This window comes from Pseudomonas sp., assembly GCF_035512415.1.
GTDB lineage: Bacteria > Pseudomonadota > Gammaproteobacteria > Pseudomonadales > Pseudomonadaceae > Aquipseudomonas.
Genome location: NZ_DATKDZ010000029.1, coordinates 29457 through 54413 on the forward strand (window position 1 = coordinate 29457; position 24957 = coordinate 54413).

Consider the following 24957-nt stretch of genomic DNA (forward strand, 5'->3'; position numbering starts at 1 on the left):
CTCAGGCGTCAGCATTGGCGTTGAGCAGGCGCTCGTAGGCGGCCTGGTCGAGCAGGTCGGCTACCGCGCTGGCATTGGCCGGACGGAAACGGAAGAACCAACCCTTGCCCAGGGGATCTTCGTTGACCAGCTCAGGGCTGGATTCTAGCTCGCCATTGACCTCGACCACCTCACCGTCCAGCGGCATGGCGATATTGCTTGCAGCTTTTACCGATTCCAGCACGGCCACTTCGTCACCCTCGGCGTAGCTCTGGGCTTCCGGCAGCTGAACGAATACCACGTCACCCAGGGCTTCCTGGGCATAGGCGGTGATGCCCACGGTAACCAGACCATCGGCATCCTGACGCAGCCATTCGTGCTCAACGGTAAAACGCAATTCGCTCATGTGAACTCCTCAAGGGTGGTGACTCGCCCTTTCTGCTGGGGGCGATGTGCTGGACGCGCGTGCTGGGCACGAGCGGAAGGTGCAAAGACCATAGCAAGGTAGGTGCCATTATGTTTTTTATCAATAAAAACAACAGCTTAAGATATTTTAAGATAATCGCTTTGATAGCCTGTGTAGTGATTTCGATACATGTGTGGCCGGTTTATCCATAAATAGCCCGGCAAAGGCACTGGCGTCGCGGCCTGAACGCTTTGTGTCGCTTTCATTACGATGTATTTAAATCGATACAGTCGCTGGCCAGGCCCCGCAATTGGCCTCACCGCTGGTGCTGCCACTCGACCTACGCTGCTGCGCCGGTAGCCGCTAATACCGCCAGGGAGCTATTCGCACCATTCACCCACCCTATAAAGCGCCATTGAAATGGTCCATGGGGCACTCGGATAGTGGCTTTTTAGGGGTGTTTTCACTCTTTCGGCTGACAGGGCAAATACCTCTTTCGGGCGCTTATCCACCGGCGGGGGGCTGGGTAGCTTGTGGGCCTCAACACGAAAACGCTTTCCAGGAGAGCCGCATGAGAACAAAAACAAGACATGCAATCTTCCAGCCCTGCGCCTTGGCCTCCGCCATTGCTCTGGGCTGCGTCGCGCCTGTCCAGGCTGTCACTTTCAATATCGGTGAGATCGAAGCGCAGTTCGATTCTCAGCTGTCCGTGGGGGCCAGTTGGTCGGTGCGCGGGGCTGATCCGGCCTTTGTCGGCACCCGCAATGGTGGCGATGCATCATCGCAAACCAACGACGATGGTCGTTTGAATTTCAAGAGGGGTGAAACCTTCTCGAAGATCTTCAAGGGTATTCATGATCTGGAATTGAAGTACCGCGACACCGGCGTCTTTGTGCGCGGCAAGTACTGGTACGACTTCGAAACCAAGGACGAGAGCCGCCTGCTCTATGACATCGATGACCACAAACGCCAGGACGCCGCGCAGGCCTCCGGCGCGCAGATTCTCGATGCCTTCGTCTACCACAACTACACCCTTGGCGATAAGCCGGGCAGTGTGCGGGCCGGTAAGCAGGTGGTCAGCTGGGGCGAAAGCACCTTTATCGGCAACTCGATCAACTCGATCAACCCGGTCGACGCCGCCGCCTTCCGCCGCCCTGGTGCCGAAGTCAAGGAAGGCCTGATTCCGGTCAATATGCTCTATGTTTCCCAGAGTCTCACCGACAACGTCAGCATGGAGGCCTTCTATCAGCTGGAGTGGGATCAGACAGTAATCGACAACTGCGGCACCTTCTTCGCCCCCAGTGACACCGCCGCCGATGGCTGCAATGACCGCCTGGTAGTGGCCGGTGCTGATGTGGCCCCGGGGCTGTCGAACAATACCGGCGCGCCGGGCAACCCCATCTACATCCCCCGGGCCAGTGACCGCGATGCCCGCAACAGTGGTCAGTTCGGGGTGGCGCTGCGCTGGTTTGCCGAGGAGCTGAATAACACCGAGTTCGGCCTTTACGCCATGAACTACCACAGCCGCTCGCCCAGTGGCAGTTTTCAGATCACCCAGAACGGTAGCCCGACCACGGCCCGTTACTTCCTTGAATACCCCGAGGACATTCGTCTCTACGGCCTGAGCATGCAGACCACCCTGGGGGCGACTTCGGTGGCGGGCGAAGTCAGCTACCGGCCCAATATGCCGATGGGCATCAACTCCACCGATCTGACCCTGGGCGCTCTGGGGGTGGGTCTGTCGCCGGTGTTTACCAGTGGTCACGCGGATCCGGTTCTGGGCGGTGATATCCAGGGCTATGTGCGCAAGCCGTTTACCCAGGCTCAGGTCACGGCCACCCACTTCTTCGACCGGGTGCTCGGTGCGAGCCGCCTGACCCTGGTGGGGGAGGTGGGTTACAACCATATCAGCGGCATCAGCAATGACGTCGACGAGTTGCGCTTCGGTCGCGATCCGGTCTTTGGCCTCGGTGAGATCGCCAATAACGCGGTATGCCAGGCCGCTTTCAACGCCGCCAACCCCGACCAGTGCAATAACGATGGCTTCTTTACCAGCAGCTCCTGGGGTTATCGCGTGCGTGCCATCGCCGACTACAGCAACGTGTTCGCCGGCATCAACCTGTCGCCGAATATTGCCTGGTCCCACGATGTGGATGGCTACGGGCCGAACTTCAACGAAGGCAGCAAGGCCATCAGCGTTGGTCTGAATGCCGATTACCAGAACACCTACACCGCCAGTTTGAGCTATACAGATTTCTTCGGTGGCGATTACAACACCAACACCGACCGTGATTTCGTCGCCCTGAGTTTTGGCGTGAACTTCTGATCAACCCTGCGCAAAGGATCCGTAAAGAATGAAAAGTACAAGAATCCTGCAAACCGGAGCGCTGGCACTGAGCCTGTTGGCCTGCAGCGTGATGGCCGCCGTTACTCCGGAGGAGGCGGCGAAACTGGGTACCAGCCTGACCCCGCTGGGTGCGGAAATGGCCGGTAACGCCGACGGCAGCATCCCGGCCTGGACTGGCGGTCTGCCGACCAATGCCGGCGCGGTGGATGGCAAGGGCTTCCTCGCCGATCCGTTTGCCAGCGAGCAGCCGCTGTTCACCATCACCGCAGCCAATGCCGCGCAGTACCAGGACAAACTGTCCGCCGGCCAGATGGCGATGCTCAAGCGTTACCCCGACAGCTACAAGATCCCGGTCTATCCGACCCACCGCAGTGCTGCGGCACCCGATGCCATCTATGCCGCGGCCAAGCAGAGCGCGCTGAATACCAGCGCCATCGATGGCGGCAACGGCCTGCAGAACTTCAGTGACAGCCGCTACTACGCCTTCCCGATTCCCAAGAGCGGCGTTGAGGTGGCGTGGAACCACATCACCCGCTATCGCGGTGGCAACGTGCGGCGCTGGATCACCCAGGCGACGCCGCAGACCAATGGCTCCTACAGCCTGGTCAAGTTCGAGGACGAAATCGCCTTTCCTTCGGATATGCCTGATGTCGACCCGGCCAAGGCGGCCAACGTGCTGCTCTACTTCAAACAGCGGGTTACCGCGCCGTCGCGTCTGGCCGGTAACGTGCTGCTGGTCCACGAGACCATCGACCAGGTCAAGGAGCCGCGTTTGGCGTGGATCTACAACGCCGGTCAGCGCCGTGTGCGCCGTGCCCCGCAGGTGGCCTACGACGGGCCGGGTACCGCCGCCGATGGCATGCGTACCGCCGACAACTTCGACCTGTTCTCCGGTGCGCCAGATCGTTACGACTGGAAACTGGTAGGCAAGAAGGAGATGTATATCCCTTACAACAGCTACAAGCTGGACTCGCCTGCGCTCAAGTACGACGACGTGGTCAAGGCTGGGCATATCAACCAGGACCTGACCCGCTACGAGCTGCACCGGGTGTGGGAAGTGGAGGCCACGCTGAAGTCCGGCGAGCGGCATATCTATGCCAAACGCCATATGTACTTCGACGAGGACAGCTGGCAGCTTGCTCTGGTCGACCACTACGACGGCCGCGGCCAGCTGTGGCGGGTCGCCGAGGGGCATGCGCAGAGCTACTACCACCACAAGATGACCGGTTACACCATGGAAGCCCTGTACGACGTGATCGCCGGTCGCTACCTGGCCCTGGGCATGAAAAACGAGGAGAAGTCCGCCTACAGCTTCGGCTTCCAGGCCAGCGGTGCCGACTACACGCCGGCCGCCCTGCGCAGCGCCGGGGTGCGTTAAAACGCCAAGCATGAACTTGTGATTGTGACTCCATGATTGGGCGGCCTGCGGGCCGCCTTTTTTATCGCCGCGTATCAGCGAGGCAAATACAACTACTGCGGTGGCCGTTATGGGTCTAGCCTCAAGGCTCCCAGCCTGAGCAGTAGCCGCCGATCCTATGACCGCCTACGCGCCATCCCCGCTTATTGCTGCGCCGCCCAATGTTCAGGGCCGGCTGCTGCGCCAACCACCCGGGCATATCCCGCGCGAGGCGCTGTTGCAGCGGCTGCTGGCCTACGACTGCCGGCTGCGCCTGCTGATCGCCCCGGCCGGTTTCGGCAAGAGCGTGCTGCTGGCCGATTGCGCCCGCCAATGCCCGCCGAACCATGAACTGCTCTGGCTCAATTGTGCGGTGCCGGGCCTCGACCCCGGGCAACTCCGCCAACTGCTGTGCCAGGCCCTGGGCTATGCCGCGGACCTGAGCAGCACCGAACTGCTGGCGGCCCTGGCCCAGGAACCGCGACGTCTGTGGCTGGTGCTCAACGACTACCCGGTAGCGCCAGCGGACGAACTGGATGCCTACCTCAATCACCTGCTCAACGCCGCTGCGGCAGGCATCTGCTGGTGGCTGGGCAGCCGGCGGCGGCCGGCGTGCAACCTGCCGCGTCTGCTGCTGGAAGGCGAACTGCTCGAACTGGGGCCCAGCGATCTGCTGTTCAGCGCCGCCGAGGTTTCCGCCTGGCTGGGGCAGTTGCAGCCGCAACGCAGTGCCTGGGCCGAGGCCTTGCACGGAGCGACCCAGGGCTGGCCGGCGGCTTTGCGCCTGCGCATTCTGGCGGCCCAGGGCGAGCCGGATACCCTGGCTGCGCCGCTGGATGAGCAACACGGCGAACTGCTGCGCGATTACCTGACGCGCGAAGTGCTGCAGGAACTGCCCCACGAGCTGCTGCAGACCCTGCAGCAGCTGGCGCAGTTACCGCGCTTCAATTACGACCTGTGCGAACACCTGTTCGGGGTCGGCGAGGGCGGCGAATGGATGCGTCAGCTGGCCGAACGCGGAGCCTTTATCCACGAGCTGGAACAGCACAAGGGCTGGTTCGCCCTGTTCGCCCCGGTGGCGACGCTGCTGCGTCGACCTACCCGGGCGCTGCCGTGCAACAGCCTGCACCTGCATGCCAGCCAGTGGTTCGCCGCCCAGGGCGATATTCGCGCGGCGGTGGAGCATGCGCTGCTCGGTGGGCAGCCGGAGGTGGCCGGCAGCTTTCTCGAACGTTTTACCGAAGAGCAACTGCTGCAGGGCCAGGATCTGGCGCTGATTCTTGGCTGGCGCGCCGAGCTGCCGGATAGCTTGCTGCTGAGCACACCGCGGCTGATTCTGCTGAATGCCTGGGTGCTGCTGCTGGTCGGCCGGCTGGATGAGGCGCTGACCTGCGTCGATCAGCTGGCGCGCTTTCAGCCGCGCGGCGATGGCCCGCGCACCCGCGAACTGTTCGCCCAGTGGCAGGCGATTCAGGGCATTGCCGCCTACGGCCGCGGCTGCGCGATAGACAGCCGCGAACAGCTGCTGGAGGCACTGCCGAACCTGCCGCCAAGCGCCTGGGCGCAGGCCTTGCTGTGCCGCTCGATATTGACCCAGGTGGCGATCGGCGAGGGCGATCTGGAACTGGCCCAGCAGCTTAGCTACACGGCGCTCCGGCAGGCGCGGGCGTGCGGCAGCCTGGTGTTTGAAGCCCTGCTGGAGCTCGATCACGCTCTACTGCTGGAGGCTCGCGGCGAGTTTGCCCGGGCCGAGGCCCTGCTCCAGCGTGTGCTGGCTTCCAGCGATCTCGCCGTTCTGCGCGAGACTCCGGTGCTGGGGCGCGCACAGCTGCGCCTGGGCCGCTTGAGCCTGCGCCAGGGCCGCCGCGAGGAGGCCGCGCAGCTGCTCCAGGCCGGCCTCGACGATGCCTTGCGCTGCGGCGATCCGGGGGCCTTTCATGGTTATCTGGGCCTGGCCGATCTGGCCGCCGGCGAGGGCGATGTGGCCACGGCCTTCGCCCTGTTGGCGCAGGCCGAACGGCTGATGCAGCGGCAGCGGGTCAGCGAAACCCTCTACCGTGGCATCCTGTTGCTGGCCAGCGGTCGCTTGTGGCTGCATCAGGGGCACCGCCAGCGCGCCCGCGAAGCGGCCACACGGGTGCTTGGCTACGCCCGGCGGGTCAAGGCCATGCTGCCGCCGCCGAACTTCCCCGAGATGATTCCGCGGTTTAAATTGCTGCTGCTGCGACTCGACCAGGAGCAGGGCACGGATGTACGCGCGCCGCTGCAGGCGCTGCTCGAACAGACCTTGGCGCAGGGCCGTCAGGCCCTGGCCTGCGAACTCTGGCAGGACTATGCCGAGGCCTGTGCGCAGTGGGATGACGAGGCCGTCGCCAAGCAGGCGCGCCAGGCCGCCCAGGCCCTGCGTCTGCGCCTGGACTACCAGTGCCTGTGGTTTGCCGTGGTCGATCCCGAAAACGGCGCTCAGCCAACCGCTACGCCCGGCAGTGCGGCTATGCAGCTGAGCTGCCGCGAGCTGGCGGTGCTTGGCCTGATCGCCCAGGGCTTGTCCAACCAGGAAGTCGCCGAACAGCTGTTTATCTCCCTGCATACGGTCAAGACCCACGCCCGGCGCATCAACGGCAAGCTCGGCGTGGCACGCCGCACCCAGGCGGTGGCCAAGGCCAAGGCGTTGGGGTTTCTGTAGGTTATGCCCCCATTACGTGTCGCGAGGCGATAAATTGTAGGTTGGTGTTGAGCCCAACAGGTGTAGAGCCAGTTCGATGCGATGCCGTCGTAGGGTGCGCTGTGCGCACCGAAAGAACGCGGCCTGGGTTGGTGCGCATGGATCGCCCTAGCGCCAGTTCAATGCAGCGCCGCTGTGCTCTGCAGCAAACGCAGGCGCTGGCTGAGTTGCAGGCGCTGGGCCGGGTCGTCGCAGAGCATGATGGCGTGCTGCAGGTCGAAGCGCTCGCCTTGCGGGCATTCAAGCAACTGATAGAGCTCGGCGCGGGCCAGGTGGTCGTGCAGGTTGGGCGTACCCAGCTGCAGTACCCGCTCGGCGTCTTTCAGTGCGGCCAGGTAGTCGCCGGCCTCCTGATGCAAGTGCCGCAGGTTGCGCGACAGGCGCTGCAGCATGGTTCGGCCATCGCAGGCCAGCAGGTGGCTGGCGTTGAGTTCGACGGCGGGGCCCAGATGGTTGAGCAGTAGCTCGCGGCATTCGCGGGTATACAGGCGGCGACCGCTGCACGGGTCGAGCAGGTGGTCGGCCCCGGGCACGCGCAGCAGAAAGTGCCCGGGAAAGTTCACCCCCTGCAAGGCAATTTCCAGTCGCCTGGCCAGCTCCAGGGCCAGCAGCGCCAGGCTCAGTGGTTGGCCGCGGCGGCGACGCAATACCTGATCCAGTAGCGCCGCCCGGGGGCGCATGGGCTGCTCGTCTTCCGAGTGAAAATCCAGCTGGCTGAGACGCCGCAGCAGCGCCTGGCCCAGCTCGGGCCCAGGGCCTGCGGGCAGACCCTGGCGGACCTGATGCTGCAGGCTGTCGAGCTCGCGCAGCACCTCGGCCGGTTGCAGGCTCGGCTGGTGTTCGACGGCTATCCACAGCGCCGCCTCGAAGGTGGCGGCAGGTTGTCTGTCCAGGCAGGCAAGGCAGGCGGCGCGTGGATTCATGGCAGTCCCCCGGGCCGGTCGTGGCGAAATGCCAACAGCCCCGGCTTCTGGCTTTGTAGCCAAGAGCCGGGCTCGCGTCCAGTGTTGCGTTGGCGCATGCCGAGCTGACCACCGGAAATGTGCATGGCCAACCGCTGCCTATACTGAGAAGCAAATCAGTACGGGAGCCACTGCATGTTCGCCATGATGGAAACCACCCGGCTGGAGTCGCTGCACTTCGCCCAGGACCCGCAAACCGGGCTCAAGGCCATTATTGCCATTCACAACAGCCGTCTTGGGCCTGCTTTGGGTGGCTGCCGCTACCTGAGCTACATCGACGAGCAGAGCGCCATCGAGGATGTTCTGCGCCTGGCCAAGGGCATGAGCTACAAGGCGGCGCTGGCCGGTGTGGCCCATGGCGGCGGTAAAGCGGTGATCATTCGCCCGGCCCATGTGGAAAACCGTGGCGCACTGTTCGAGGCCTTCGGGCGCTTTATCGAAACCCTGAACGGCCACTACATCACCGCCATGGACAGCGGCACCTCCAGCGCCGATATGGACTGCATCGCCCAGCATACCCAACATGTCACCAGCACCACGGCGGAGGGCGATCCCTCGCCGCATACCGCCATGGGCGTGTTCGCCGGGATTCGCGCCACGGCCATGGCGCGCCTGGGCGGCGACAACCTGGAAGGGCTGCGCGTGGCCATTCAGGGCCTGGGCAATGTCGGCTATGCCCTGGCCGAGCAGCTGCATGCCGCCGGTGCCGAGCTGCTGGTCAGCGATCTGGATATGGGCCGGGTGCAACTGGCGGTGGAGCAACTGGGTGCCCACCCGGTGGCCAGTGAGGCCTTGCTCACCACCCCCTGCGACATTCTCGCGCCCTGTGGTCTGGGCGGCGTGTTGAATCGCGAAACGGCTGGCCATCTGCGTTGCTCAGCGGTGGCCGGGGCGGCCAACAATCAGCTGGCCAGTAGCGACGTGGCCGACACCCTGCAGGCGCGGGGGATTCTCTATGCGCCGGATTATGTGATCAACGCCGGCGGGCTGATCTATGTCGCCCTGCGCCATCGCGGCGAAAGTCTGCTGGCCATAACCAACCACCTGAGCCAGATCAGCCTGCGCCTGACCGAAATCTACGCCCATGCCCAGGCCGATAAGCGGCCGCCTTCGCGGGTGGCCGATGACCTGGCCGAGCGCCTGCTCTACGGGCATTGAGCAGTGCCGCACTGATACGGCTGCGGACCATAAGCCTGCAGCTCGGCAGACATCCATAAGATGTCGAGGAGTACAGCAATGCCTGACAGTCTGAAACTGCCCTATACCCGCATTCTCGATCCCCAAGGCTGCCTGCTTGACGGGCTGCCGGCCTGGGCCGACGACTCCGCGCTGCTGGTGCGCCTGTACCGGCAGATGGTCCTGACCCGCCTGTTTGATCAAAAGGCCGTGGCCCTGCAGCGCACCGGGCGCATCGGCACCTATGCGCCGACCCTGGGCCAGGAGGCCATAGGCGTGGCCATCGGTGCGCTGATGCAGGCCGAGGACGTGCTGGTGCCCTATTACCGCGACACCGCGGTGCAGCTGATGCGCGGGGTGAAGATGGAGGAAATCCTCCTCTACTGGGGTGGCGACGAGCGCGGCAGCGCCTATGCCGACCCGGCGGCGGCCCAGGACTTCCCACTCTGCGTGCCCATCGCCACCCAGGCCCTGCATGCCTGCGGGGTGGCCAGCGCGTTCAAGATCCGCGGCGAACACCGGGTGGCGGTGACCACCTGCGGCGATGGCGCGACCAGCAAGGGCGATTTTCTCGAAGCGCTGAACGTCGCCGGGGCCTGGCAGCTGCCGGTGGTATTTGTGGTCAACAACAACCAGTGGGCCATCTCGGTGCCGCGGAGCATTCAGTGCGGCGCGCCGACCCTGGCGCAGAAAGCCCTGGGGGCCGGCTTCCCCGGCGAGCAGGTGGACGGTAACGATGTGCTGGCGCTCTACGCGCGGATGCAGGCGGCCCTGGAGCGCGCCCGCCACGGCAAGGGCCCGGTGCTGCTGGAGTGCCTGAGCTATCGCCTGGGCGATCACACCACGGCCGACGATGCCACCCGCTACCGCAGCAGTGAGGAGGTCAAGCAGGCCTGGCAGGAAGAGCCGATCAAGCGGCTGCAGCGCTTTATGGTGGCGCAGAAGTTGTGGGACGAGGGCCGCGAGCAGACGTTGATCGGCGAATGCCAGGCTCTGGTGCAGCAAGCGGTGGAGGCCTTCGAGGCGGTTGGCGAACCACCCGCCGAGGCGGCGCTGAAGTATGTCTACGAGCAGTGGCCGGCCGCCCTGGCCGAGCAGCGTGAGATGTTTCTGGAGCGGGCGGCGCGGCGCAGGGTGGCCGCAGAACGGGGAGGGGACGACCATGTCCAGTGACAAAGTCAGCCTGCTTGAGGCCGTCAATCTGGCCTTGCACCGGGCCATGTATGAAGACGAAAACGTGGTCGCGCTGGGCGAGGACATCGGCGTCAACGGCGGTGTGTTTCGCGCTACTGCCGGGCTGCGTGAGGCCTTCGGGATCAAGCGGGTGATCGACACGCCGCTGGCGGAAACCATGATCGCCGGCCTGGCGGTGGGCATGGCCGCCCAGGGCCTGAAACCGGTGATGGAAATCCAGTTTATGGGCTTTATCTACCCGGCGCTGGATCAGATGGTGTCCCATGCCAGCCGCATGCGTAACCGCACCCGCGGGCGCTTGAGTTGCCCCATGGTGTTGCGCACGCCGATGGGGGCCGGCATCCGCGCGCCCGAGCATCACAGCGAAAGCACCGAGGCGCTGTTCGCCCATATCCCCGGCCTGCGCGTGGTCATCCCCTCATCGCCGGCGCGGGCCTATGGCCTGCTGCTGGCGGCCATCGACGACCCCGATCCGGTGATCTTTCTTGAACCGACCCGGCTCTATCGGATGAATCCCCAGGAACTGCATGACGACGGCAAGCGCCTGCCTCTGGACAGCTGCTTTACCCTGCGCGAGGGCAGTGACCTGAGCCTGATCAGCTGGGGCGCGAGCATCCACGAATGCCAGCAGGCCGTCGAGCTGCTGGCCGAGCGCGGGATTTCCGTGGAGCTAATCGATGTGGCTTGTATCAAGCCGCTGGATCTCGACACCCTGGAGGCCTCGGTGCGCAAGACCGGGCGCTGCGTGATCGTGCACGAAGCGCCGAAAAGCTGCGGGGTTGGCGCGGAGATCGCCGCCAGCCTCTACGAGCGTGCCTTGCTCGATCTGCAGGCACCGATCCAGCGGGTGACCGCACCGGATATTCCGCCGCCGCTGTACCGCCTGGAAGGGCTGTATATCCCCGGGATCGACGACATAGTCGCGGCCTGCGAGGCGGTGCTGAATTACGCCTGAGCCCCGAGGGCAATGGTGCGCACGGCGCACCCTACGAGCCGGTCGCTGATCATGTAGGAGCGGGGGGGACGCCTAGTTCCATGCCCGCGAACGATGCGGACAACTCCGCTCCCACCAAGAGCAATGGAACCGGGAGAGACCATGAAATATTTCAAACTGCCCGACCTGGGCGAAGGCCTGCAGGAAGCCGAGATCGTCGAGTGGCACGTCAAGGCCGGCGATACGGTCAAGGCCGATCAGCTGCTGGTCTCGGTGGAAACCGCCAAGGCCATTGTCGATATTCCCGCGCCCTACGACGGGGTGGTGGTGAAAACCTTCGGGGCCGAGGGCGATATCCTGCATGTCGGCGAGCCGCTGCTGGCCTACGAAGGCGAGGCCGATGCCGGCACCGTGGTCGGCCGCCTCGAAGGGGGCGGTGCAGCCCAGGCCGACAGCTTCTTCGTCGGGGCCGCGCCGTCCACCCGCGAACACCTGGCTCCGCGGGCAACGCCTGCGGTGCGCCAGCTGGCGCGGCAACTGGGAGTGGAGCTGGGCCGTCTGGCGGGCAGCGGCACGGATGGCTTGATCACCCGCGCCGATGTCGAGGCCGCGACCCAAACGGCGCGAGACAGGTTCGGTGGCGAGAAGCTGCGCGGGGTGCGGCGCAGCATGGCGATCAATATGGCCCGTGCCCACGCCGAAGTGGTGCCGGTGGTGATAGTCGGCGATGCCGACCTGCACCTCTGGGCCGAGGCCCGCGATCCGCTGGTGCGTCTGGCCCAGGCGATTGCCGCGGCCTGTCGCGCCGAGCCACTGCTCAATAGCTGGTTCGATGGCAAGAACCTGTCGCTCAAACAGCACGAACAACTTGACTTGGGCATCGCCGTGGACAGCCCCGACGGCCTGTTCGTACCGGTACTGCGCAATGTCGGCGCACGCAACGCCGAAGACCTGAAAGCCGGTGCCGCGCGCCTGCGCGCCGACGTCAAGGCGCGCTCCATCCCGCCCCAGGAAATGATGGGTGCGACCCTGACCCTGTCCAACTTCGGCACCCTGTTCGGCCGCTACGCCAACCCCATCGTGATGCCGCCGCAGGTGGCGATCATCGGAGCTGGCGGCATCCGCGACGAGCCGGTGGCAGTCAAGGGCAAGGTCGAGGTCCACCCGATCCTGCCGCTGTCGCTGACTTTCGACCACCGCGCGGTTACCGGCGGCGAGGCCGCGCGTTTTCTCAAGGCATTGGTGCAGGCGCTGGAGCAGCGAGAGGGGTAATAAGTCCCGTAGGCGTGGTGTAGCTGCGTAGGGTGGGTGGCGCTTTATCCACCCACCACATCGTGATGGTGGATGAGAAAGGCGTCATCCACCCTACAAGGCTGAAAAACATCGCGGGCATGGGGTAGGCACCCTCACCGCTCCTACGGGGATCGCGGTTATTCAGGCGCTACGCTGTCCGGTAGCCCGGATAAAGCGCGGTACGCGCTGCAATCCGGGGGCGGAGCGGTGCTGCTCGGGTAGCTGGGGGCTACTCGGTCTGAGGCTCGCCCAGTTCGCTCAGGGCATCCGGCTGGTTCTTGAAGGCCTTGGCGAAGATCTCGCGGTTTTTCGCCATAAAGATCCCCAGCTCCTCACCCTGCTGCTCGTTTAGCGAAGGCACGGCCTTCTGCAGCACATCGGTCAACAGCTCGGCCAGCTCGAGCATTTTGTCATGGCGGTCGGCTTCGGCTTTATCCATAAACAAACGCTCCAAATCTCGGCTGCTGCGGTACACCACTTCGACGGCCATTCATCACCTCTACGCCTTCACGCTGATGGGTTACGGGGAGTTAACTGTTTATCTGTACAGTGGTTGCGAGCATAAAGAACTTGCCTGCATTTGGCCAGCAGCAATTGCCATGCCGGCTAATACCATAGCCGATTCTTAATGGTGCAACAGCCAGCCGCCATGCTGGCGCGGCGGTTGCAGGTGCTTTTTTGTCTGGCGCGAGCTTCTTCTACTGGCACTGTTAGATGAGGCCGCGCGGAGCTGTCGTCATTTTCGATCCTCTAGGAGATTTTATGGGTAAGCCAAATCGGGCCGATCTGGTGCGCGAGCGCATGCATGGACTGGCGGAATCGCTGGGCAATCTGTTGATGGAGGCGTTTCATTACCTGGCGCTGTTCGCCATCGGTGCAGTTACCGCCTGGGCGGCGGTCATGGCTTTTCTCGGCATGCTGGAGAAGGGCCACATCACCGTCGACGACATCCTGCTGCTGTTTATCTACCTGGAATTGGCGGCGATGGTGGGGATCTATTTCAAGACCAACCACATGCCGATCCGCTTCATGATCTATGTGGCGATCACCGCGCTGACCCGCCTGATGATTTCCGACATCTCGCACAACCACAAACCCGACATGGGCGTGGTGATGGTGTCCGGGGCGATTCTGCTGCTGGCGCTGGCGATTTTTGTGGTGCGTTACGCCTCCTCGCGCTATCCCTCGGTGCAGGCCGATGGGCCACGGCGCAAACGCAATTCGGCCGATGATGCGGCCGAGAAAGACGATACGCAGAGTGATGATTGACGGCTGGTCAGTCACTTAGCGGCGCAAACAGCGCCTGCAGGTCTTCTTCGCCAAGTTGCCACTGGGCCTGGCTACCGCCTTCCAGCAGGCCGCGGGCCAGGCTGGCTTTGCTCTGCTGCAGTTGCTGAATCTTTTCCTCGACGCTGCCGCGGGCGATCAGTTTGTAGACGAACACCGGCTTGTCCTGGCCGATGCGGTAGGCGCGGTCGCTGGCCTGGGCTTCGGCGGCCGGGTTCCACCAGGGGTCGAAGTGGATCACGGTATCGGCGGCGGTAAGGTTCAGGCCCGCGCCGCCGGCCTTGAGGCTGATCAGGAAGATCGGCAGTTCGCCGGCCTGGAACTGCTGCACCGGGGTACGCCGGTCCTGGGTGCTGCCGGTGAGCTTGGCGTAGGGGATATGCCGCGCCTGCAGTTCGTTTTCGATCAGCGTCAGCATCGAGGTGAACTGGGAAAACAGCAGCACCCGGCGGCCTTCGGCGAACAGTTCTTCGAGCATTTCCAGCAGCTCGCTCAGCTTGCCCGAGTCGTGGCTGCCCAGTGCCGCGTCGCCGTCCTCGCCGAGTAGGCGCAGGTCGCAGCAGGCCTGGCGCAGGCGCAGCAGGGCTTCCAGAATCACGATCTGGCTACGGGCCAGACCCTGGCGGGCGATCTCGGCGCGGACCTTTTTGTCCATGGCCAGGCGCAGGGTTTCATAGCGGTCGCGCTGCACCGCGGTCAGTTCGACCCAGTGGGTGATCTCGGTCTTGGGCGGCAGCTCGCGGGCCACCTGCTCCTTGCTACGGCGCAGGACGAAGGGTTTGATCCGCCCGGACAGATGCGCCAGGCGCTGGGTGTTGCCCTGTTTCTCGATAGGCGTGCGGTAGTCGCGCACGAAGCTCTTGCTGTCGCCCAGCCAGCCGGGCATGAGGAAGTTGAACAGCGACCACAGCTCGCCCAGATGATTTTCCAGCGGTGTGCCGGTCAGGCACAGGCGCTGCCCGGCCTGTATCTGCGCGGCGGCCAGGGCGGCCTTGCTGCGCGGGTTCTTGATGTTCTGCGCCTCGTCGAGAATCAGCAGGCGGTAGCTGTACGCGTTCAGCGCCTTGAGGTCGCGGGGCAGCAGGGCGTAGGTGGTGAGAATGATGTCGTGCTCGCCGATCTGCTTGAACAGCCCCCGGCGCTTGGGCCCGTGCAGGGCCAGCACCCTGAGCTGCGGGGTGAAGCGCGCGGCTTCGTCCTGCCAGTTGGGGATCAGGCTGGTGGGCATGACGATCAGCGCCGGCTGGCGCAGGCGTCCGGCCTGCTGTTCGCAGAGGATATGGGCGAGGGTCTGCAGGGTCTTGCCCAGGCCCATATCGTCGGCCAGCAGGCCGCCGACTTCCAGCTCGGCCAGGGCCTGCATCCAGGCCAGGCCCTGCAGCTGATAGGCCCGCAGCTCGGCCTGCAGGCCTTGCGGGGCCTGAACCTGCGCGGCATTTAGGCTGTGCAGGCGTTGGGCAAAGTCGCGCAGCTGGCCGCCGCCGTGCCAGTTCAGGGCCGGGCCCTGTGCCAGCTGGTCCAGGCGCGCGGCATCCAGGCGCGACAGGCGCAGACGCTGGCTGGATTCACCCGGCTCGCGGAAGAACAGCTCGCCGAGGGTGGCCAGCAGCGGCTTGAGGCGGGCGAAGGGCAGGGCGACGCGCTTGTGGTTGTGCGGCAGGCTGACCAGCAGCATCTCGCTATCATCGCGCTTGTTCAGCGCCTCGCCATTGAGCAGCCAGGGCGTGCGGCGGATCGCCTGCAACAGGATCGGCAGCAGGCTCAGGCGCTGGCCTTCGACCTCGATACCCAGCTCCAGGTCGAACCAGTTCTGTTCCGGGTCTTCCTCGACCGTGGCGTACCAGTCGTCCACCTGCGCCAGGTTGAACTGGAACTCCGGCTGCATGCGGATTTCCCAGCCTTCTTCACGCAGCCGCGGCAGCTGCTCGCGGACAAACAGCAGCCAGGCCGCCTCATTGGGTTGTTCATAGGCCTCGCCAGCGTGCTCCGGCAGGGCTTCGCTCTGGCGCAGCGCCACCTGCAGGCCGGTCTGCTCCAGGCGCTTGCGCAGCGCGGCTTCCTGAGCGGCGTCGCGGACGATGCGCAGGCTCTGCTGCGGACTCTGTTTAATCAGCAGATCCTTAACCGGCTTGCCCGTGGCCAGATGGCCCTGGTAGTCGAAGGCCAGGGCGGCGCGGTGCTGGGTCTGTTCCTGCATGCGGCCCTTGCGCGCATCGAAATGCACCCGCACCAGGCTGCCCAGGCTGAGCACCGGCGTGGGCTGCACGTCCTGCAGCAGTTGTTCGACCGATTCCGGGCTGGGCACGATCAGGGGCGACAGGTCGACGCCCTGATCCTGCTGGTTCTGCAGGGTCAGCAGGGCGCTGGCCACATGCTTGCAGTTGAAACCCACCGGGCAGCTGCAGCGGCCACTGACACTCCAGCCCTGGCCGTAAGGCTTGATGGTGATGCGCTGGTGGTAGGTCTGTGCGCCCGAGCCGCGGCAGTTGGCCAGCAGCAGGTCGCCCTTGAGGCTGAGCAGGGTGCTGCGGCCCTGGGCGGCGTAGCCCTGGCCGCGCTGCAAATCGCCCACGCCGAATTCCGCGCGCCAGTCTTCCTGGCGAATGCGCAGCAGGTCGAGGGGCATTAGCGCCACCCCAGGGTGGCAAAGGCGATGCGTGGCATGGCGAAGGCGTATCTAAAGGACAGCCGACGATTCTGGCACAGCCCGGGCGGATTAGCAGGCTGTTGTGCGGCCCCGTGTGTCGCCAAGTTGGCGGCGCGGCGCGAGCAGGTCTTGGTTGAGAGGTGTGGCCCCGTGGCTTAGCGCGCGGCGAAGGCCTGGCGGTACTGCCCAGGCGTCGCCCCCAGGGCCTGGCGGAAGCGGTTGCTGAAATGGCTGGCACTGGCAAAACCGCACGCCAGGGCCACCTCGCCCAGGGGCAGCGGGCTGCTGCGCAACAACTGCTGCGCCTGCAGCAGGCGCTGGGCCAGCACATAGCGGTGCGGAGGCAGGCCGAAGCTGAGCTGGAACATCCGCGCGAAGTGGTATTCGGAGAGCGCACACAAACTGGCCAGCTGACCCAGGCTGAGTGCCTCACTGAGGTTGGCCTGGATAAAGTCGCGCACCCGACGGCGCAGACCTGGGGCCAGGCCGCCGGTCAGGCGCAGGCCCTCGCGGCGACCGACCTGGTTCAGCAGGGCGTGGCTGATCAGACCGTGGGCCAGGCTGCTACTCAGCAGGCGTTCGCCCGGCTCGCTCCAGTCCAGGCTGCTGAGCTGGCGAAAGCGCCGGGCCTGCTGCGCATCGTCGAGAAAGGTGCTCTCGCGCAGCTCCAGCTCCCGGGGTTCGCGATCCAGCAGATTGACCGCCGCCAGGGCGAACTGCTCCTGGCTGATATAGAGGTGGGCCAGATGGATTTCACCGTTGATCACCCAGGCCGACTGATGGCCCGCGGGGAGGATGCACAGCTTGTCCGGCGCGCCCTTGCTGTGCGGGCTCTCGCGGCGAAAGGTGCCGGTGCCGCCGGCCAGGTAGCAGGACAGGGTGTGATGGCTGGGGGCTTCATAGTCGCGGGCATCATGACGGTTACTCCACACGGCAGCCGCCAGCCCATCGCCCAACTCGGCGCTGCGATGCAGGCGGGTGTTGGGTGAGCTGTGCATGCTCTGGAAAACCTGTAAGTGCTCAAGTTGCGCCATAAAACCTCCGGTCGCCCCATGCTACGCCGGGCATGCCGGCGTGCCACCCCCCGCGGGCTGAAAAGCGCAAGATTGTGCAAGCACCGTCCAGTTGCCATCAGGCCCGGTGTTCGTACCAGCCCTTGCTGTTATTGACCATGCGCACCAGCCAGAGCATGACCGGCACCTCGATCAGCACGCCGACCACGGTGGCCAATGCGGCACCGGAGTTGAAGCCGTACAGCGCGATGGCCACAGCCACGGCCAGCTCGAAGAAGTTCGACGCACCGATCATCGCTGCGGGCCCGGCGATATCGTGGGGCACCTTGAGTTGGCGGCACATCCAGTAGCCCAGGGCGGCGATAAACAGCGTCTGTAGCAGAATCGGCACCGCCAGCATGGCGATGATCAATGGTTGCGCGACGATGGTCTGGCCCTGGAAGGAGAACAGCAGCACCAGGGTGGCCAGCAGGGCGAGGATGGAGAACGGCCCGATGCGCGTAAGCACCGCCTGCAATGCGGCATCACCCCGGCGCAGCAGGCGTGCGCGGATAAACTGGGCGATGGCCAGCGGGATAACGATATACATCACCACCGACAGCAACAGGGTGTCCCACGGCACCGGGATCGACGACACGCCCAGCAGCAGGGCGACGATGGGGGCGAAGGCGAACACCATCACCAGGTCGTTGATCGCCACCTGGGTCAGGGTGAAGTTGGCGTTGCCCTTACACAGGTTGCTCCAGACAAACACCATGGCGGTGCAGGGCGCGGCACCGAGCAGAATCAGCCCGGCCACGTAGCTGTCGATCTGCTCGGCCGGTAGCCAGCCGGCGAACACATGGCGCAGAAACAGCCAGGCCAGAAAAGCCATGGTGAACGGCTTGATCAGCCAGTTGATGCTCAGGGTTACGCCCAGGCCAGCGCGCTGCTGGTAGACCTCGCCAATGGCGCTGAAGTCGATCTTTATCAGCATGGGGATGATCATCACCCAGATCAGCAGGCCCACCGGGATATTCACCTGGGCGACTTCCAGCGCGCCCACCGCTTGTGCCGCCTCGGGGACGAACAGGCCGAGCAGGGTGCCGCCGATAATGCAGAGCAATACCCAGAGCGTCAGATAACGCTCGAACAGGCCGAGCGGCGAGCGGGTTTGAGGGGCGGAGGATTCTAGGGCGTTGGCCATGCTGGATTCCTTGGGGGAGTGGCGAGTCTAGCCAGTCCCGCTGCGCCCGGTGTTGATCTGGGTCGGCTTGGGCTTGGCTGAATATACGGTTTACAAGATATATGGATATCAATATATTCGCCAAACCGTATTTATATGACACCCATCGCCATGAGCCAAAAGACCCGCGTGTTGTTTCTCTGCGTGGCCAACGCCGCCCGCTCGCAGATGGCTGAAGCGCTGCTACGCCATACCGACCCCGAAGGCTATGAGGTTTTTAGCGCCGGCACCCTGCCTGGTGAGGTCGATCCCCGTGCCCGTCTGGCGCTGGAGCAACTGGGGGTGAGCACCGAGAACCTGCACAGCAAGCCGCTGGAGAGCTTCGACGGCCAGCAGTTCGACTATGTGATTACCCTGTGCGACAAGTCCGCGTTCGAGTGCAGCACCCTGCCCGGGGCCGGCGAATATATCGCCTGGGATTTCCAGGACCCGGCCAGCAGCCAGCAGAAGAATGCCTACAAGCACTGCCTGCAGCAGATCCACGAGCGCATCAAGATGTTCGTGCTGGTCAAGAGCAAAGCCCAGGCTCCGCTGCAGATGCTGGCACCGGTCACCCTGTTCAAATGCCTGGCCGACGACACCCGCGCGCGTATGACCCAACTGATCGTGCAGGAAGGCGAGTTGTGTGTCTGCGAGCTGACCGCCGCCCTGCAGGAAAGCCAGCCGAAGATCTCCCGCCACCTGGCCCAGTTGCGCAGCAGCGGCCTGTTGCAGGACCGCCGCGCTGGGCAGTGGGTCTACTACCGTCTGCACCCGCAACTGCCGGCCTGGGTTGGCCAGATCCTGGCGCAGGTGCTGACAGCGGACGACCCACAACTGGCCGAGGATCGCTTGCGTCTGCACAGCATGCGTGACCGTCCTGATCGCGCCTCACTGTGCGGCTGATTTCCGGAGCAAGACCATGACCTTTGAGTTGCCGAATATCGATCCCGAACTGCTCGATCTGCCGGGCCAGGAGCAATTGGCCAAGCCGGCCCTGCTGCACAAGCCGCGCATTCTGCTGCTGTACGGCTCCAACCGGGCGCGCTCATATAGCCGCCTGCTGACCGAGGAGGCTGCGCGTCTACTTGAACAGTTCGGTGCCGAAGCGCGGATCTTCAACCCCAGCGGCCTGCCGCTGCCGGACGACGCCCCCGAGGATCACCCCAAGGTGCAGGAACTGCGTGAGCTGGTGCTGTGGAGCGAGGGCATGGTCTGGTGCTCGCCGGAGCGTCACGGCGCGATGACCGGGGTGTTCAAGGCACAGATCGACTGGATTCCCCTGAGCATGGGCGCGGTGCGCCCGACCCAGGGCAAGACCCTGGCGCTGATGCAGGTCAGCGGCGGCTCGCAGTCCTTCAATGCGCTGAACCAGATGCGCGTGCTGGGGCGCTGGATGCGCATGTTCACCATCCCCAACCAGTCTTCGGTGGCCAAGGCCTTTCTCGAATTTGACGACGCCGGGCGGATGAAGCCATCGGCTTATTACGACCGGGTGGTCGACGTGATGGAGGAACTGGTCAAGTTCACCCTGCTGCTGCGCGGCCAAACGGACTACCTGGTGGACCGCTATTCCGAGCGCAAGGAGTCGGCCGAGCAGCTGTCCAAACGGGTCAATCAGGCTTCCATTTAACTCTCAGGATCAATCAGCATGTCCCATCCCTTTGATGTTCTCAGCATTCCCAATCGTACTGGCCGGTTGATCTTCACGCCTTGCCCGGGCACCAAGGACAGCAGTATCGACAGCGCCCTGAGCACCCTGAAACAGGCGGGGGCTGATGCTGTGCTGACCCTGATGCCGTCATCGGAGCTCGCACAAAACGTCGCTAGCGAATTGCCCGAACTGTGCGGCGCACAAGGTTTGAGCTGGCTGCATCTGCCGGTGGCCGATGAGCAGGTGCCACAGGCGGATTTCGACGCAGCCTGGCCGGTGGCTATGGCGCAGATTGCTGAGCTGCTGACGGCCGACAAGGCTATCGCCATCCACTGCAAAGGTGGCTCCGGGCGCACCGGGCTGATTGCCGCGCGCATCCTCATCGAGCTGGGTATCGCTCGTGGCGAGGCCATCAGCCTGGTGCAGGCGTTGCGCCCGAAAGCCATTCAGCATCCGGCCCATGCGGGCTGGCTCGCCCAGTTCGGCAACTGAGATGAGCATGCTCAACACCCTGGGCCTGTTCGCCTTGACGGCCCTGGCCGAGATCATCGGCTGCTATCTGCCGTATCTGTGGCTCAAGCAGGGCAAGAGCATCTGGTTGCTGGTGCCGGCCGCTGTGTCGCTGGCGCTGTTCGCCTGGCTGCTGACCCTGCACCCGACCGCCGCCGGACGTGTATATGCCGCGTACGGCGGGGTGTATGTGGCGACGGCAATTATCTGGCTGTGGCTGGTGGACGGTATTCGCCCGACCCATTGGGACCTGCTGGGGGCGGCTGTAGCCGTGCTTGGTATGGCAATCATTATGTTTGCGCCGCGTAGCGCCTAATCACTTTCTAGAGGGAGTTCGTTTATGGCTATCAAGGTAGGTATCAACGGTTTTGGTCGTATCGGTCGTCTGGCGCTGCGTGTTGCCTGGGGCTGGCCGGAATTTGAGTTTGTGCAGATCAACGACCCGGCCGGCGATGCGCCGACCCACGCGCATCTGCTCAACTTTGACTCGGTGCATGGCCGCTGGAATAGCGAGGCGAGCAGCGAGGGTGAGTGCGTGCTGATCAATGGCAAGCGGATCAAGGTCACGGCCAATAAGGCCATCGCTGATACCGACTGGAGCGGCTGCGATCTGGTGATCGAGGCCAGCGGCAAGATAAAAACCGTAGCCCTGTTGCAAGGTTATTTGCAGCAAGGCGTCAAGCGCGTGGTGGTCTGCGCACCGGTGAAAGAGCAGGGCGCGCTGAATATCGTGATGGGCGTCAACCAGCAGCTGTTCGACCCGGCGCAGCACCGTATCGTTACCGCAGCCTCCTGCACCACCAACTGCCTGGCCCCGGTGGTCAAGGTGATCCACGAAAACCTCGGCATCCGCCACGGCTCGATCACCACCATCCACGACTTGACCAATACCCAAAGCATTCTCGACACGCCGCACAAGGACCTGCGCCGCGCGCGGGCTTCGGGCATGAGCCTGATACCCACCAGTACCGGTTCGGCGACGGCGATTGCCGAGATCTTCCCCGAGCTGCGCGGCAAGCTGAACGGCCACGCGGTGCGCGTACCGCTGGCCAACGCCTCGCTGACCGACTGCGTATTCGAAGTGGAACGCGCGACCACGGTGGAAGAGGTCAACGCCCTGCTCAAGGCCGCCGCTGACGGGCCGCTCGCGGGGATTCTTGGGTATGAGGCGCGGCCGCTGGTGTCCATCGACTACCGCACCGATCCGCGCTCCTCGATTATCGATGCGCTGTCGACCATGGTGGTAAACGGCACCCAGGTGAAGTTGTATGCCTGGTACGACAACGAATGGGGCTACGCCAATCGCGCGGTGGAGTTGGCGCGGATGGTGGGTACAGTCGATTGATCAGTAGGGTGGACATGGCGAAGCCTTGTCCACCAGCGGCGACCCTATGGCGGACAAGTCTGTGGCATGTCCGCCCAACAAACTTTGTAGGGTGGATGACACCTTTTTCATCCACCACCGCTGTTCGGTGGATGGATAAAGCGTCATCCACCCTACGGTCGAAGCCGCGTGAAATCCGCTCCCTCGCCCCTTTGGGGAGAGGGCTGGGGTGAGGGGCTAAAGACACCGCGATTGATCAGGAAATCAGCATATGCACGCCTTATCCCGCCTGGCCCCCGAAGTGCGCCAATACCTGCTGGTAACCGGCAACTACTGGGCCTTTACCCTCACCGACGGCGCGCTGCGCATGTTGGTGGTGCTGCATTTTCATAGCCTCGGTTACACGCCGCTGCAGATCGCCGCGCTGTTTCTGTTCTATGAGGTTTTCGGTGTGGTGACCAATCTGGTCGGCGGCTATCTGGGCGCGCGGCTGGGGCTTAATCGGACCATGAATATTGGTCTGGGTCTGCAAGTGGCGGCCTTGCTGATGCTCACCGTGCCGGCGGCCTGGTTGACCATCCCCTGGGTGATGGGCGCGCAGGCGCTGTCGGGGATCGCCAAAGACCTGAACAAAATGAGCGCCAAGAGCTCGATCAAGCTGCTGGTGCCGGACAGTCAGCAGGGCACTTTGTACAAGTGGGTGGCGATTCTTACCGGCTCGAAGAATGCGCTCAAGGGCGTGGGTTTCTTTATGGGCGGCGCGTTGCTGGCCCTGCTCGGTTTCGCCGGCGCGGTGCTGGCCATGGCGGCGGTGTTGGCGCTGATCTGGCTGGCCAGTTTGCTACTGCTGAAAAAGGATCTGGGCAAGGCGAAAGCCAAGCCGAAGTTTCGCGACATTCTGTCCAAGAGCCGGGCGATCAATATTCTGTCGGCGGCGCGCTTGTTCTTATTCGGCGCGCGCGATGTGTGGTTTGTCGTTGCGTTGCCGGTGTATCTGTCCAGTGTATTTGGCTGGGATTTCTGGATGGTCGGCGGCTTTCTCGCTGCCTGGGTGATTGGCTACGGCATTGTGCAGTCCTTTGCCCCGGCCATCACCGGCAAGGCCAGCGGCCAGTTGCCGGATGGCCGCGCGGCATTCGCCTGGGCTGCCGTGCTAGCCGGGTTGCCCGCCGCAATTGCCCTGGGTCTGAACAGTGATTTGCCGGCGCAGTGGGTCTTGCTCGGCGGGCTGATGGTGTTTGGCGCGCTGTTTGCGGTGAACTCCTCGCTGCACAGCTACCTGATCGTCAGCTACGCCAAGGAAGACGGCGTGTCGCTGGATGTCGGCTTCTATTACATGTCCAACGCCCTCGGCCGGCTGATCGGCACGCTGTTGTCGGGCTGGGTCTATCAGGCCTATGGCTTGGAAGCATGCCTGTGGGTGTCCTCGGCCTTTGTCCTGTTGGCGGCGCTGATTTCCATTGGCCTGCCCCGGCATGTCGTGCAGACGCCTGCGGGCTGATTAGCTGCAGCTGGCCCCACAACCACCCTCAGGTCCCGGATAGACCGGGGCAAATCCCCCGCCCGGGGTGCGGAAGTTGGTGGTCTGGCCCTGATACAGACGCGCGGCCAGCCATTGCACCTGGCTGTCGTAGGCATAGGCACGTAGATCGAACTTTAGTGCTGGGGTTTCCGGCGACATGGCGCGCTGCCCTGGCAGCACCAGGGCCTGAGCCACGTAATCGCCGGCGAGAATCTCCTGCCATACGCGCTGAGTCAGCTTGTCGCCACGGTAGGCTGCGCGGCTGCCGTAGCCGGCGCAGGGTTTGAAGAACAGCTGCTTGCGTGTGCGCCACAGGCGTTCGGCATTGGCCGGGTCGACCACTTCGGTATGCGGAATGGCCGCCAGCAGCAGGGCCTGAACATCCTCGGGCACGCCGAGGGCCTGCAGTTGCTCGGCATCGCTGAGCAGCGCCAGGTTGCGCTTGTCGGCATACAGGGCGTGGGCCTGCGGGTGCGGGGTGAGCAGGGTGGCGCGCTCAAGGTAAGCCTGGCGCAGATGGGCATGGGCCGGGTCGTCCAGGGCGAAATCGGTCAGGCGGTTATAGACCAGATCGATGGCCTGCTTGCCATGCCAGAGTTGGCCGTCACGCAAGCTCAACTCGCTGGGATCGGCGATTACCGCCTGCAGGCCGTGGCGTTGGAACAGCTGTTGGAACAGCAGAAACTCCGGGTACAGATACTGCTGCTCGGGTCGCTCGTCGACTATGGCGATGCTGCGCAGCGGCCGCTCGTGCCCGGCCAGGCACCATTCTTCGCGGAACATGGCAATGATATTGGCCTCCAGGCTTTCGGCCCGCAGCGCCGGCGGCAGCAGTTGCTCGATGGCCGGGCAGCAGGCCCGCTGCGCCCGCGCCAGCACGGCGTTAAGCATGGCCCCGCCGGCATTGCTGTTGATCTCGATCAGGCCGAAGCCGTCTTCGGCGATATGGAAGTCATAACCGAAAAACACCCCCTTGGCCCCAGGCTCAAACCGGGCAATGGCCGGCGAACGGGCCAACACCCGTTCGCGATAGGCCGGCAGGGCCACCACCGACTCGATGGCGCGGATTACCTCGGCCATGCGTTCGAGCTGGGCCTTGGCGACGAACACCGGGTGGGCGGCAAATAGGTAGGGGCAGCGCTCGCGCACCAGTTCGAACAGGCCGGGCTGGCCCAGGTTCGACTCCAGGGCATCGCGCAGTGCCGCCTGATCCAGGCTGATGCAGAAGCAACGGTTGTTGAGCGTCTTGATCGACACCTCAGCCAGGGCGGCACCGACGCTGGCCGAAGAGAGGTAGGTGGCGTCCTGTTCGCTCAAGGGGAGCAGCGGCTGGGTCATGGCGGGTTCCGCGTGATTCTGGAGAGATGGGTTAGGGTTGTAGCAG

General features: G+C 64.2%; 20 protein-coding genes and 2 pseudogenes. 15 read left to right on the forward strand and 7 right to left on the reverse strand.

Going from position 1 to position 24957, the window contains the following annotated elements:
* Window position 1 precedes the first annotated feature (1 nt).
* Window positions 2-385, reverse strand: coding sequence for a glycine cleavage system protein GcvH (gene gcvH / locus VMP31_RS15185; RefSeq protein WP_090248917.1), 384 nt, complete (start codon window positions 383-385; stop codon window positions 2-4).
* A 571-nt stretch (window positions 386-956) separates the two neighbouring features.
* On the opposite strand from gcvH, the gene VMP31_RS15190 reads away from it, so the two are divergent.
* The 4 genes and pseudogenes from VMP31_RS15190 to VMP31_RS23420 all read left to right on the forward strand — a co-directional run.
* The gene (locus VMP31_RS15190) at window positions 957-2711 is read left to right on the forward strand and encodes a DUF1302 domain-containing protein (RefSeq protein ID WP_325508503.1); all 1755 of its coding nucleotides are present in this window, start codon (window positions 957-959) and stop codon (window positions 2709-2711) included.
* A gap of 28 nt (window positions 2712-2739) precedes the next feature.
* A complete protein-coding gene (locus VMP31_RS15195) occupies window positions 2740-4110 on the forward strand; it encodes a DUF1329 domain-containing protein (RefSeq protein ID WP_325508505.1) in 1371 nt (456 codons plus the stop codon).
* A gap of 1015 nt (window positions 4111-5125) precedes the next feature.
* Window positions 5126-6442: pseudogene (locus tag VMP31_RS23415) on the forward strand (helix-turn-helix transcriptional regulator); the annotation flags it as partial.
* 168 nt (window positions 6443-6610) lie between these two features.
* Window positions 6611-6814, forward strand: a pseudogene (locus VMP31_RS23420) (response regulator transcription factor); the annotation flags it as partial.
* Between the two features lie 158 nt (window positions 6815-6972).
* Here the strand turns inward: VMP31_RS23420 and VMP31_RS15205 are convergent.
* On the reverse strand, window positions 6973-7776 hold the full coding sequence (locus VMP31_RS15205) for a transglutaminase family protein (RefSeq protein ID WP_325508509.1): 804 nt from the start codon (window positions 7774-7776) through the stop codon (window positions 6973-6975).
* A gap of 174 nt (window positions 7777-7950) precedes the next feature.
* Here VMP31_RS15205 and VMP31_RS15210 point away from each other — a divergent pair, with 174 nt between their 5' ends.
* From VMP31_RS15210 to VMP31_RS15225, 4 genes are all read left to right on the forward strand, one after another.
* Window positions 7951-8973 (forward strand): Leu/Phe/Val dehydrogenase, encoded by a 1023-nt coding sequence (locus VMP31_RS15210; protein WP_325508511.1) that lies wholly within the window; start codon window positions 7951-7953, stop codon window positions 8971-8973.
* A 78-nt stretch (window positions 8974-9051) separates the two neighbouring features.
* The gene (gene pdhA, locus VMP31_RS15215; protein ID WP_325508513.1) at window positions 9052-10164 is read left to right on the forward strand and encodes a pyruvate dehydrogenase (acetyl-transferring) E1 component subunit alpha; all 1113 of its coding nucleotides are present in this window, start codon (window positions 9052-9054) and stop codon (window positions 10162-10164) included.
* The gene (locus VMP31_RS15220) at window positions 10154-11140 is read left to right on the forward strand and encodes an alpha-ketoacid dehydrogenase subunit beta (RefSeq protein WP_325508515.1); all 987 of its coding nucleotides are present in this window, start codon (window positions 10154-10156) and stop codon (window positions 11138-11140) included. The genes pdhA and VMP31_RS15220 overlap by 11 nt, the downstream gene beginning before the upstream one ends.
* Window positions 11141-11281: 141 nt before the next feature.
* The gene (locus tag VMP31_RS15225) at window positions 11282-12391 is read left to right on the forward strand and encodes a dihydrolipoamide acetyltransferase family protein (protein ID WP_325508517.1); all 1110 of its coding nucleotides are present in this window, start codon (window positions 11282-11284) and stop codon (window positions 12389-12391) included.
* A gap of 250 nt (window positions 12392-12641) precedes the next feature.
* On the opposite strand, the gene VMP31_RS15230 is transcribed toward VMP31_RS15225, so the two are convergent.
* Window positions 12642-12902 carry a YebG family protein gene (locus VMP31_RS15230; RefSeq protein WP_325508519.1) on the reverse strand — a complete coding sequence of 87 codons (261 nt, stop codon included), beginning with the start codon at window positions 12900-12902 and terminating at the stop codon, window positions 12642-12644.
* A gap of 272 nt (window positions 12903-13174) precedes the next feature.
* On the opposite strand from VMP31_RS15230, the gene VMP31_RS15235 reads away from it, so the two are divergent.
* Window positions 13175-13681, forward strand: a complete 507-nt coding sequence (locus VMP31_RS15235) for a phosphate-starvation-inducible protein PsiE (RefSeq protein WP_325508521.1) — start codon at window positions 13175-13177, stop codon at window positions 13679-13681.
* Window positions 13682-13688: 7 nt separating this feature from the next.
* On the opposite strand, the gene VMP31_RS15240 is transcribed toward VMP31_RS15235, so the two are convergent.
* From VMP31_RS15240 to arsB, 3 genes are all read right to left on the reverse strand, one after another.
* Window positions 13689-16325, reverse strand: coding sequence for a DEAD/DEAH box helicase (locus tag VMP31_RS15240; protein ID WP_325508523.1), 2637 nt, complete (start codon window positions 16323-16325; stop codon window positions 13689-13691).
* Window positions 16326-16501: 176 nt separating this feature from the next.
* Window positions 16502-17380, reverse strand: coding sequence for an AraC family transcriptional regulator (locus VMP31_RS15245; RefSeq protein ID WP_325508525.1), 879 nt, complete (start codon window positions 17378-17380; stop codon window positions 16502-16504).
* Window positions 17381-17477: 97 nt separating this feature from the next.
* Window positions 17478-18545 carry an ACR3 family arsenite efflux transporter gene (gene arsB / locus VMP31_RS15250; protein WP_325508527.1) on the reverse strand — a complete coding sequence of 356 codons (1068 nt, stop codon included), beginning with the start codon at window positions 18543-18545 and terminating at the stop codon, window positions 17478-17480.
* A gap of 150 nt (window positions 18546-18695) precedes the next feature.
* On the opposite strand from arsB, the gene VMP31_RS15255 reads away from it, so the two are divergent.
* From VMP31_RS15255 to arsJ, 6 genes are all read left to right on the forward strand, one after another.
* Window positions 18696-19469, forward strand: coding sequence for a metalloregulator ArsR/SmtB family transcription factor (locus tag VMP31_RS15255; RefSeq protein WP_325508529.1), 774 nt, complete (start codon window positions 18696-18698; stop codon window positions 19467-19469).
* A 16-nt stretch (window positions 19470-19485) separates the two neighbouring features.
* Window positions 19486-20196, forward strand: a complete 711-nt coding sequence (arsH, locus tag VMP31_RS15260) for an arsenical resistance protein ArsH (protein ID WP_325508531.1) — start codon at window positions 19486-19488, stop codon at window positions 20194-20196.
* Window positions 20197-20214: 18 nt separating this feature from the next.
* Complete coding sequence (locus tag VMP31_RS15265; RefSeq protein WP_325508533.1) at window positions 20215-20709, forward strand: tyrosine-protein phosphatase; 495 nt, start codon at window positions 20215-20217, stop codon at window positions 20707-20709.
* 1 nt (window position 20710) lies between these two features.
* Complete coding sequence (locus tag VMP31_RS15270) at window positions 20711-21043, forward strand: YnfA family protein (RefSeq protein WP_325508535.1); 333 nt, start codon at window positions 20711-20713, stop codon at window positions 21041-21043.
* A 24-nt stretch (window positions 21044-21067) separates the two neighbouring features.
* Window positions 21068-22072 carry an ArsJ-associated glyceraldehyde-3-phosphate dehydrogenase gene (locus tag VMP31_RS15275; protein ID WP_325508537.1) on the forward strand — a complete coding sequence of 335 codons (1005 nt, stop codon included), beginning with the start codon at window positions 21068-21070 and terminating at the stop codon, window positions 22070-22072.
* Between the two features lie 250 nt (window positions 22073-22322).
* On the forward strand, window positions 22323-23552 hold the full coding sequence (gene arsJ / locus VMP31_RS15280; protein WP_325508539.1) for an organoarsenical effux MFS transporter ArsJ: 1230 nt from the start codon (window positions 22323-22325) through the stop codon (window positions 23550-23552).
* Here the strand turns inward: arsJ and VMP31_RS15285 are convergent, their stop codons facing one another.
* A complete protein-coding gene (locus VMP31_RS15285) occupies window positions 23553-24911 on the reverse strand; it encodes a hypothetical protein (protein ID WP_325508541.1) in 1359 nt (452 codons plus the stop codon). It lies immediately after the preceding gene.
* Window positions 24912-24957: the final 46 nt, after the last annotated feature.

Excerpts from the sequence above, each read along its gene's own strand:
- VMP31_RS15235 (WP_325508521.1), top strand. The coding sequence starts at position 13,175 with ATGGGTAAGCCAAATCGGGCCGATCTGGTGCGCGAGCGCATGCATGGA.
- VMP31_RS15245 (WP_325508525.1), bottom strand. The coding sequence starts at position 17,380 with ATGGCGCAACTTGAGCACTTACAGGTTTTCCAGAGCATGCACAGCTCA.
- VMP31_RS15255 (WP_325508529.1), top strand. The coding sequence starts at position 18,696 with ATGAGCCAAAAGACCCGCGTGTTGTTTCTCTGCGTGGCCAACGCCGCC.
- arsB (WP_325508527.1), bottom strand. The coding sequence starts at position 18,545 with ATGGCCAACGCCCTAGAATCCTCCGCCCCTCAAACCCGCTCGCCGCTC.
- VMP31_RS15195 (WP_325508505.1), top strand. The coding sequence starts at position 2,740 with ATGAAAAGTACAAGAATCCTGCAAACCGGAGCGCTGGCACTGAGCCTG.
- VMP31_RS15205 (WP_325508509.1), bottom strand. The coding sequence starts at position 7,776 with ATGAATCCACGCGCCGCCTGCCTTGCCTGCCTGGACAGACAACCTGCC.
- VMP31_RS15240 (WP_325508523.1), bottom strand. The coding sequence starts at position 16,325 with ATGCCCCTCGACCTGCTGCGCATTCGCCAGGAAGACTGGCGCGCGGAA.
- arsH (WP_325508531.1), top strand. The coding sequence starts at position 19,486 with ATGACCTTTGAGTTGCCGAATATCGATCCCGAACTGCTCGATCTGCCG.
- VMP31_RS15225 (WP_325508517.1), top strand. The coding sequence starts at position 11,282 with ATGAAATATTTCAAACTGCCCGACCTGGGCGAAGGCCTGCAGGAAGCC.
- VMP31_RS15230 (WP_325508519.1), bottom strand. The coding sequence starts at position 12,902 with ATGGCCGTCGAAGTGGTGTACCGCAGCAGCCGAGATTTGGAGCGTTTG.
- VMP31_RS15285 (WP_325508541.1), bottom strand. The coding sequence starts at position 24,911 with ATGACCCAGCCGCTGCTCCCCTTGAGCGAACAGGACGCCACCTACCTC.
- pdhA (WP_325508513.1), top strand. The coding sequence starts at position 9,052 with ATGCCTGACAGTCTGAAACTGCCCTATACCCGCATTCTCGATCCCCAA.
- arsJ (WP_325508539.1), top strand. The coding sequence starts at position 22,323 with ATGCACGCCTTATCCCGCCTGGCCCCCGAAGTGCGCCAATACCTGCTG.
- VMP31_RS15210 (WP_325508511.1), top strand. The coding sequence starts at position 7,951 with ATGTTCGCCATGATGGAAACCACCCGGCTGGAGTCGCTGCACTTCGCC.
- VMP31_RS15275 (WP_325508537.1), top strand. The coding sequence starts at position 21,068 with ATGGCTATCAAGGTAGGTATCAACGGTTTTGGTCGTATCGGTCGTCTG.
- VMP31_RS15220 (WP_325508515.1), top strand. The coding sequence starts at position 10,154 with ATGTCCAGTGACAAAGTCAGCCTGCTTGAGGCCGTCAATCTGGCCTTG.
- VMP31_RS15190 (WP_325508503.1), top strand. The coding sequence starts at position 957 with ATGAGAACAAAAACAAGACATGCAATCTTCCAGCCCTGCGCCTTGGCC.
- gcvH (WP_090248917.1), bottom strand. The coding sequence starts at position 385 with ATGAGCGAATTGCGTTTTACCGTTGAGCACGAATGGCTGCGTCAGGAT.
- VMP31_RS15270 (WP_325508535.1), top strand. The coding sequence starts at position 20,711 with ATGAGCATGCTCAACACCCTGGGCCTGTTCGCCTTGACGGCCCTGGCC.
- VMP31_RS15265 (WP_325508533.1), top strand. The coding sequence starts at position 20,215 with ATGTCCCATCCCTTTGATGTTCTCAGCATTCCCAATCGTACTGGCCGG.